This is a genomic window from Paraburkholderia sediminicola (genome assembly GCF_046026895.1).
Taxonomy (GTDB): domain Bacteria; phylum Pseudomonadota; class Gammaproteobacteria; order Burkholderiales; family Burkholderiaceae; genus Paraburkholderia; species Paraburkholderia sediminicola_C.
Genome location: NZ_JAQQEU010000148.1, coordinates 1 through 7,062 on the forward strand (window position 1 = coordinate 1; position 7,062 = coordinate 7,062).

General features: G+C 60.9%; 7 protein-coding genes. 5 read left to right on the top strand and 2 right to left on the bottom strand.

Going from position 1 to position 7,062, the window contains the following annotated elements:
* Positions 1 to 342: hypothetical protein (locus PQR02_RS39055; protein ID WP_408243169.1), on the top strand; the 342-nt coding region annotated here is incomplete at its 5' end.
* Between the two features lie 160 nt (positions 343 to 502).
* Complete coding sequence (locus tag PQR02_RS39060) at positions 503 to 1,693, top strand: M20 aminoacylase family protein (protein ID WP_408243170.1); 1,191 nt, start codon at positions 503 to 505, stop codon at positions 1,691 to 1,693.
* A 663-nt stretch (positions 1,694 to 2,356) separates the two neighbouring features.
* Here PQR02_RS39060 and PQR02_RS39065 read toward each other — a convergent pair.
* Entirely contained in the window at positions 2,357 to 2,941 is a 585-nt protein-coding gene (locus PQR02_RS39065) for a TetR/AcrR family transcriptional regulator (RefSeq protein ID WP_408243171.1), read from the bottom strand.
* A gap of 180 nt (positions 2,942 to 3,121) precedes the next feature.
* On the opposite strand from PQR02_RS39065, the gene PQR02_RS39070 reads away from it, so the two are divergent.
* The 3 genes from PQR02_RS39070 to PQR02_RS39080 all read left to right on the top strand — a co-directional run bounded on the left by PQR02_RS39070 (position 3,122) and on the right by PQR02_RS39080 (position 5,949).
* Positions 3,122 to 4,141, top strand: coding sequence for a zinc-binding dehydrogenase (locus PQR02_RS39070; RefSeq protein WP_408243172.1), 1,020 nt, complete (start codon positions 3,122 to 3,124; stop codon positions 4,139 to 4,141).
* A gap of 154 nt (positions 4,142 to 4,295) precedes the next feature.
* The gene (locus PQR02_RS39075) at positions 4,296 to 5,273 is read left to right on the top strand and encodes a zinc-dependent alcohol dehydrogenase family protein (RefSeq protein WP_408243173.1); all 978 of its coding nucleotides are present in this window, start codon (positions 4,296 to 4,298) and stop codon (positions 5,271 to 5,273) included.
* 76 nt (positions 5,274 to 5,349) lie between these two features.
* Complete coding sequence (locus PQR02_RS39080) at positions 5,350 to 5,949, top strand: NADPH-dependent F420 reductase (RefSeq protein WP_408243174.1); 600 nt, start codon at positions 5,350 to 5,352, stop codon at positions 5,947 to 5,949.
* Between the two features lie 925 nt (positions 5,950 to 6,874).
* On the opposite strand, the gene PQR02_RS39085 is transcribed toward PQR02_RS39080, so the two are convergent.
* The coding region (locus tag PQR02_RS39085) for a hypothetical protein (RefSeq protein WP_408243175.1) at positions 6,875 to 7,062 on the bottom strand (188 nt) is incomplete at its 5' end.

Below are 7,062 nucleotides of genomic sequence, written 5' to 3' on the forward strand. Positions count from 1 at the left end.
TCCAGCGATACATTCATCCAGGAGCCCAGTATGCATGCCCTCGATGTCGGTGGCGGTGGCGTCCTGTGGGAGCAGAACAATAATTTCAGCTTTGCGCCGACTACACTTGCTCACGATGTGGTCTTTGCTGGCACACTTGGGCTCTTGTTGCCGCCGTCCTTGAACGCCTATGACGCGCGGTCTGGCGCATTGCTGGCGAGCTTTAAGATGCCTGGATCGGTAAATTCCGGAGCCACGCCGGTCGGCGACATGGTGTTCGTCGGCTCGGGAAATACGAACGATGGCACTGGTAGCGGGGTGCACGCATTTGGCTTGCGCCGGAAAGGCCCGGACTCACGGTAGCGCGGATGCCTGACGGCGGTTTGGTACGTTACGCATCGGGTGTCGCGGGAGGACCGTCGGTACAACTGTCTACGCCGTGCAACACGTTGCTTTTGCAGCCCCTGAATGCTGACACGACCCAAAAGCCGCCGCGCCGACCCGACACACGAGGGCTTGCCCGATGACTCTCACTTCGCGCTACACCGAAATCCTCGATCTCGCCGACGACGCCCCTTCCCTGCGCGAGATTCGCCATCACATACACCAGCATCCGGAACTCGCCTTCGAGGAACTGCATACGGCCGCTCTCGTCGCGGAGAAGCTTGCCGAATGGGGCTGGCAGGTGGCGCGCGGAGTCGGCGAGACGGGCGTCGTCGGCACGCTGAAGGTGGGCGAGGGTACGCGCAGCATCGGCCTGCGCGCGGACATGGACGCGCTGCCGATCGTCGAGCAGACCGGCAAGCCCTACGCCAGTTCGACCTACGGCAAGATGCACGCATGCGGCCACGACGGTCACACGACAATGCTCCTCGGTGCCGCGCGCCATCTCGCGCGCATGCAGCGTTTCAGCGGCACGGTGCACCTGTACTTCCAGCCGGCGGAGGAGCGCAGCGTCCCGAGTGGCGCGCAGAAGATGATCGCCGACGGCCTCTTCACGCGCTTTCCGTGCGACGCCGTGTTCGGCGTGCACAACCATCCGGGCAAACCGCCGGGTATGTTCCTGTTCCGCAAGGGCGCCTTCACGGCCGCGGGCGACACGGTGACGATCACGATCGAAGGCGTCGGCGGCCATGCGGCGCGGCCGCATCTGACAGTCGATCCAGTCGTGGTGGCGTCGAGCGTCGTGATGGCGCTGCAGACGATCGTCGCGCGTAACGTCGAACCGTCGAAGCCGGCGGTTATCACCGTGGGCTCGCTACATGCAGGCACCGCCAACAACGTCATCTCGAATTCGGCGAAGATGGAACTGAGCGTACGCTCGTTCAGCGAAGACGTGCGTGCGCTGCTGGAGCGCCGCATCGCCGACTTGGTGCAGGCGCAGGCCGCGAGCTACGGTGCGACGGCATTCGTGGCCTACGTGGAGGGCCATCCGGTCGTCGTGAACACCGACGCGGAGACGGAATTCGCCGCGCAGGTGGCGCGCGAACTCGTTGGGGAAGAACACGTCGTTGCGAACGCGGACATCCTGATGGGCAGCGAAGACTTCGCGTTCATGCTGCGCGAGCGCCCGGGCTCGTTCCTATGCATCGGCAACGGCGCGGGCGAGGACGGCTGCATGGTCCACAACCCGCACTACGATTTCAACGATGCCAACCTTCCGGTTGGCGCGGCGTACTGGGCGCGCCTCGTCGAAAGGTTTCTCCCGCAATAACTTTGATAAAACTTTATGCGCATGACACTTGTCACGCATGGCCGAAACGGTGGTCAGGCCGAAAGCGAAGCTCGCGGGGGAGACGGTGGCCAACGAGGGAACCGCCGTAAGGCGGCTGTCCACAGCCTCGTGCTGCGGGCAGCATCGTTGTTCAACGGGCAGGCGCGGCATAGTCGTCGTAGCGAGACGCAGATGTCGAACGAAAGATTGACAGAGCTACTCCGGGCATGATTCTACCGATTGCCTGTCGAACGGCAACCGCGCGACGGCAGACCACGCCATCGACGCAGCATCCGACCGGGTTCGGCCATCTCCAGTCGTTCGTCTGCGCGCTCAGACGGACACTCAAGCGTCGGCTCCGCCCCGGATAGCGGACTTTCAGTCGTCACTCGAACTCGCGTGGCCATCGTCTGACTCGGCGAACATTCCAGTCCTACTGGCTACGGGCAGCGACTTCTGACAGGTTACGTTGCTCGCTCTTTCTTTCGTGGAATGACGCAGCATCGGCACGCCGTGGGTGAGCGCGGATCCTTCGGTGCTCACGCTCGACCACAATGTCATCATCGACTTGGCAAGTGGCTCTATCAATATCGCCCGCGCATGACGCTCCAAATCGACGCCCTGCGGGCGCCGGTGCTGGACCACTCCGTGCAGCACGGCCAGTCAGACGACGCGAGTCCCCCGGGGTCTTGCAGGCCTTACCCGACGGCTTTGAGCTGGCCATGCTTGCATGGCGACGTCTGCGATCGCCTTCAGCTTCTGCGGGCTGCCTCCGTCCCGTGCCTGGACGGCCATTCCACGGGTCACGGCGCTGTAGAAGGCAGCAAGTGCCGGCACGTCGGTGTCAGGCGGTAAGTCGCCGTCTTCGACGCCCTTGCGCAACCGCTGCGCCATCATGTCTTCAGCCTTTGCCCGGTGCTCGGCCATCGTCTCGCGAATAGAGGCGAGTTCGGATGGCAGGTGAGTGCCGGCCAGAGAGATCATGCAGCCCGGCGGGTGGCTCTTTCGCGTGAATTCCACGACGGTGGCGTCGAGAAGTTTCGTGAACGCTTCTCGCGTGTCGGCCGTGCCGAACAGTCCGCCAGCAAACCAGACTTCGGACAGGCTCAGGTATGCGTCAGTCGCTTCCCTGTAGAGCTTCTCCTTGCTGCCGAACGAGTTATAGAAGCTCGACGGGCTGATTCCCATGGCCTGGATCAACTGGTCAAAGGAGGTTCCTTCGTATCCCTGCTCCCAGAACAGATCCATGGCCCGGTTCAGAGCTTCTGTGCGATCAAAGGTCGAGGGCCTGCCGCGGTTACGCCGGGGTTGCGTATCTTGTTTTGTAGTCATAGCTCCAAAAATCCTTGACATGCTGTAAAGACAAACCTATTCTGCCATAAAGGAGCGATCGCTCCAATAATCAAATCCTTGCGGAAGGAGTCTGTGATGCAGCGAATTGTTCACAACAACCACGGCGAGCCTGCCGAGGTGCTCAGGCTGGAGGCGTTTTCCGAGGCCCCCCCTCTTGCGAGCGGAACGGCTCTCGTGCGCGTGTCCGCCGCACCGGTTCACCCGGGCGACTTGCTGGGCGTCTCGGCTTCCCCGGCCTTTGGGGCGGCTCGCCTTATCCCGAGGGGAGGTCTAGTGCCCGGCGTCGAAGGTGTTGGGGTGGTGGAAGCGCTGGACGCTGACGTCGCCCCTTCACGCAGGATTCAGGTTGGCACACGGGTGGCCTTCTTTCCCGTAAACGGCGCCTGGAGCTCCAGGATCGCCGCGCCAGTCCAGTCGCTGATACCCGTGCTCGATGAAGTGAGCGATGAGGTCGTAGCGCAGATGTTGGTCAACACGTTGACGGCACGCCTTGCAATGCGGGCTGGTCACAACGCGTTGCCTGAAGACAGGCGCGAAGATGTCACGGTTATTCAGACGGCTGCCAATTCCGCCGTCGGAAAGCTGCTCACTCATCTGCTCGTCGAAGTGGGCGTCAATCCGATCCTGCTCGTCGGCTCCGCGGCGAGCGCGCAAGCGCTTAAAGCTGCTCGCCCCCACCTTTCTGTCATCGTCACGGAGAAGAACCAGGGCTGGAAGGACGAGCTTCGCGATGCGCTGGCGAACAAGCCTGTCTACGTGGCGTTCGATGGCGTCGGCGGCGCGCTATTGCCCGACGTAGCGAGCTTCCTCGCTCGCGGTGGAACGATCGTTAGCTACGGCTCCCTGGGCGGCGCTACGACGGACATTCGTTCCATCGCCCCTCGAGCGCTGACCATCAAGGGTGTGTCCTTGTTCAGTTGGCAATTCGAACCTGCGGCGGTGCACGAGGCAGACGTGGCCAAGGCGCTCGAGCTCGCACGCAACTTCCCGAGCCTTTTCCCCGTAGCGGAACGATATCAGGCGAGCAACTACCTGGAAGCGCTCGAACATACGTACCGCAGGGGAAGGACCGGCACGGTGCTGCTTGCGTTCTAGCGCTACGCGTCCTGCGCAATGTGAGGCGCTCCTCGTCATGAGGGCGGCCTGGTTGCGTTCAACCCGGTTTTTGCAGGATTTCGAAATGAGCGCCGAGTGCCGAAGTATTGCCTCTCGGCTTTCCAGCTGAGCATCTTATGAAAGGACGTAAGCCATGCGTGCTATCCAGAACACTGCTTTCGGCGACCCCGTCGAGACGCTGAAACTCGTTGACCTTGCGGAGCCGGCCAACCCCCGCCCGAATGAAGTCCTGATCGCGATGGAGTATGCCCCCATCAACGGCAATGACCTGGCCGTCATCACCAATCGCTTCGTCTACTCGACTCCACTGCCCTCGATCGTGGGCAACGAAGGCGTCGGGCGAGTTCTGCAGGTCGGCTCGAATGTCTCCAACGTGAAGGTCGGCGACCGCGTGTTGCCCCCGCTTTATGCGTTGACCTGGCGCGAGCGCCTGGTGATCCCGGCCAAGGGGCTGATTGCGCTGCCGGCCAACGTCGATCCACGTCAACTGGCCATGCTGCGCATCAATCCTCCCACGGCCGTACTTCTGCTCGGGCGCTTCGTTGACCTCAAGGAAGGAGACTGGGTTGTGCAAAACGCGGCCAACTCCGGCATCGGCCGCACGGTGATCGCGTTGGCGAAGAAGCGTGGTCTGCGGACCGTCAACTTCGTACGCCGTCCGGAACTGGTCAAGGAACTGGAAGAAGCTGGCGGGGACGTCGTGCTCGTCGATGAGCCGGGCGCCATCGACAAAGCCAGGGCCGCGGTCGGTCCGGGCAACGTCCGTCTGGCCATCGACGGCCTGAGCGGTTCGGCTGCGGTGCGCCTGATCGACGTGCTGTCGCAAAACGGTACGCTGGTGAGTTATGCGTTCACAAGCGGCGAGCTGGTAACGCCGGTCAAGGTCGTGGACCTGCATCTGCGCGGCATCGTCGTGCGCGGCATATACATCGACCTTCCCGAATATCTGCCGTACATCATGGACGCAATCAAGGAGTCCGCCGAACTGATGGCTCGCGGCGAGCTTGACCTGCCTGTGGCTGCCGTCTATCCGCTTGCGGACTACCAAAAGGCCGTCGCTCATGCAATCAAGGGTGGCAAGGTGCTGCTCGACTTGCGCTCATCGAACTGACCTGGCTCTTCTCCCAAGTGCCGTGCTCCTGGACGAGCATGGCTTCGTTGACTTACGTTGCCGCAGAGGTGTCGAAATGAAGATTGGTTTTATTGGAGCCGGCGTTGTAGCGCAGTCCGTCGCCAGGAGTGCCATTCAAGCAGGACATGAGGTTGTCTTGAGCGCTCGTCGTGGGCCGCAGGCTTTGGGTGGTATCGTGGCCGGACTCGGTCCGAACGCGTCGGCAGATACGGTTCAGGAGGTGGCCCGGCTCGAGCTGGTCATGCTCGCCGTTCCATGGCTTCAAGTCCCTTCGGCCCTGGATCGGCTGCCCAATTGGGCGGGTCGCATTCTGGTGGATACCACCAACCCTTTTACGCAATATGAGCCTCAATTGATTCTGGCCGACTTGGGGGACAAGGGCGCCAGCGAGATCGTCGCGGCACACGCGCCAGGGGCTCGTGTGGTCAAGGCCTTCAATGCCATCCGCATGGAGCACTACGACAAGGGCCCCAAGTTTCATGACGGAAAGCGCGTCATCTTCGTCTCCGGTGACCACAAGGACGCGAACGCGGTGGTGATCGGACTCGTCAACGATTTTGGCTACGCACCTGTGGATCTTGGCGATCTGGTTTCGGGCGGTCGCATGCAGCAAGCGGGTGGTCCGATTGCTGGTCACGACTGGATCGTCGCATAGGACTGCAAGGTATGCAAACCCATGTCGCGTTATTTCGGGGAACAGGGCGGCTGGATGTCCGGTTGCCTTTGTAATCTGCCGTTGGCGTGACGCTACTTCGAAACGTCGGCAACGGGTCGTTCACGGTCCCACAAGCGATGCACCGCCGGGAATCTCGCGCGCGACGGAATGAGGGCAAGCTTCGGCCCAGACTGTGTCAAAACGGCTGGTCACTGGGAATTGACGAAACCTGTCTCGGCGCAGGTCGCGGCTTTTCGATTGCGCCAACCCGAACGTCAAATCACAGCCGAACACATCGCGATAGTACTTGGAACGTGCTAGTGGCGGTCGATGGCTCCATCTGCGGACTACAATACCAGCAGTAGATATCGGCGTTGGCGACAATTGTGTGCATGCCGGTGGGAAGGCTAAAAGTAGCCTCCTGAGTGTTTGTCCCCGTCCAAACAAACTGATTCTGGAAGTCGACACCGTCGACTAAGACTTTCAAAAGCGTATAGGATGCGTTTCCGGTAATAACGACCTTCGTTTTTGAAGGAAGAGGGATCGTAGCGTTGTTGGCCGGTTCCTGAATCGAAATCGAGCAGGCACCCACCGCAACGGCGATCAGGACGAGAAGGAGCGCCTGAAGTGTTTGGCCCGGATGTCTATGTAGAAAAGGCATGGCATCGACCTCCACGTATGTTTGCAACCTCATACCTAACCCTCAGAGTGCAAGCCAGCATCGATTTATCGTCTACAAGACTGCACGCAAGCGTTGAAAATACACTGCTGCGACTTCGACGCTCCGACCCGCCAACTCCTTTTGAGCACGACCCCCGAGACTGAACCGCCCCGGGTATCGTGGAGGCTAGTTGGTTTAAGTTGATGCCGACACAGCAGCAGTATTGCTGAGTTGCCTGTAGTAGTTTGCCTCAGCTTCTCAGGCCTATTTTTGCTTGTAAAACGCCCAAGAAGAGGGCCCAAAATCTTTGAGCATGTCTTGGCCTGCAATCACGTCCCCGTTCTGTGAAACGTCCGGTCCCATCGTGCGTTGGGTTACCCAGAAAGAGGTGGCGCCGTTGGTTCGGACAGTCAGATCGAGTTTATAAGTGGAAGCGCCGGGGTCATCAAGCT

Bases quoted from the DNA above. Each gene is read 5' to 3' on its own strand.
- PQR02_RS39080 (WP_408243174.1), top strand. From the start codon at position 5,350: ATGAAGATTGGTTTTATTGGAGCCGGCGTTGTAGCGCAGTCCGTCGCC.
- PQR02_RS39065 (WP_408243171.1), bottom strand. From the start codon at position 2,941: ATGGATCTGTTCTGGGAGCAGGGATACGAAGGAACCTCCTTTGACCAG.
- PQR02_RS39075 (WP_408243173.1), top strand. From the start codon at position 4,296: ATGCGTGCTATCCAGAACACTGCTTTCGGCGACCCCGTCGAGACGCTG.
- PQR02_RS39070 (WP_408243172.1), top strand. From the start codon at position 3,122: ATGCAGCGAATTGTTCACAACAACCACGGCGAGCCTGCCGAGGTGCTC.
- PQR02_RS39060 (WP_408243170.1), top strand. From the start codon at position 503: ATGACTCTCACTTCGCGCTACACCGAAATCCTCGATCTCGCCGACGAC.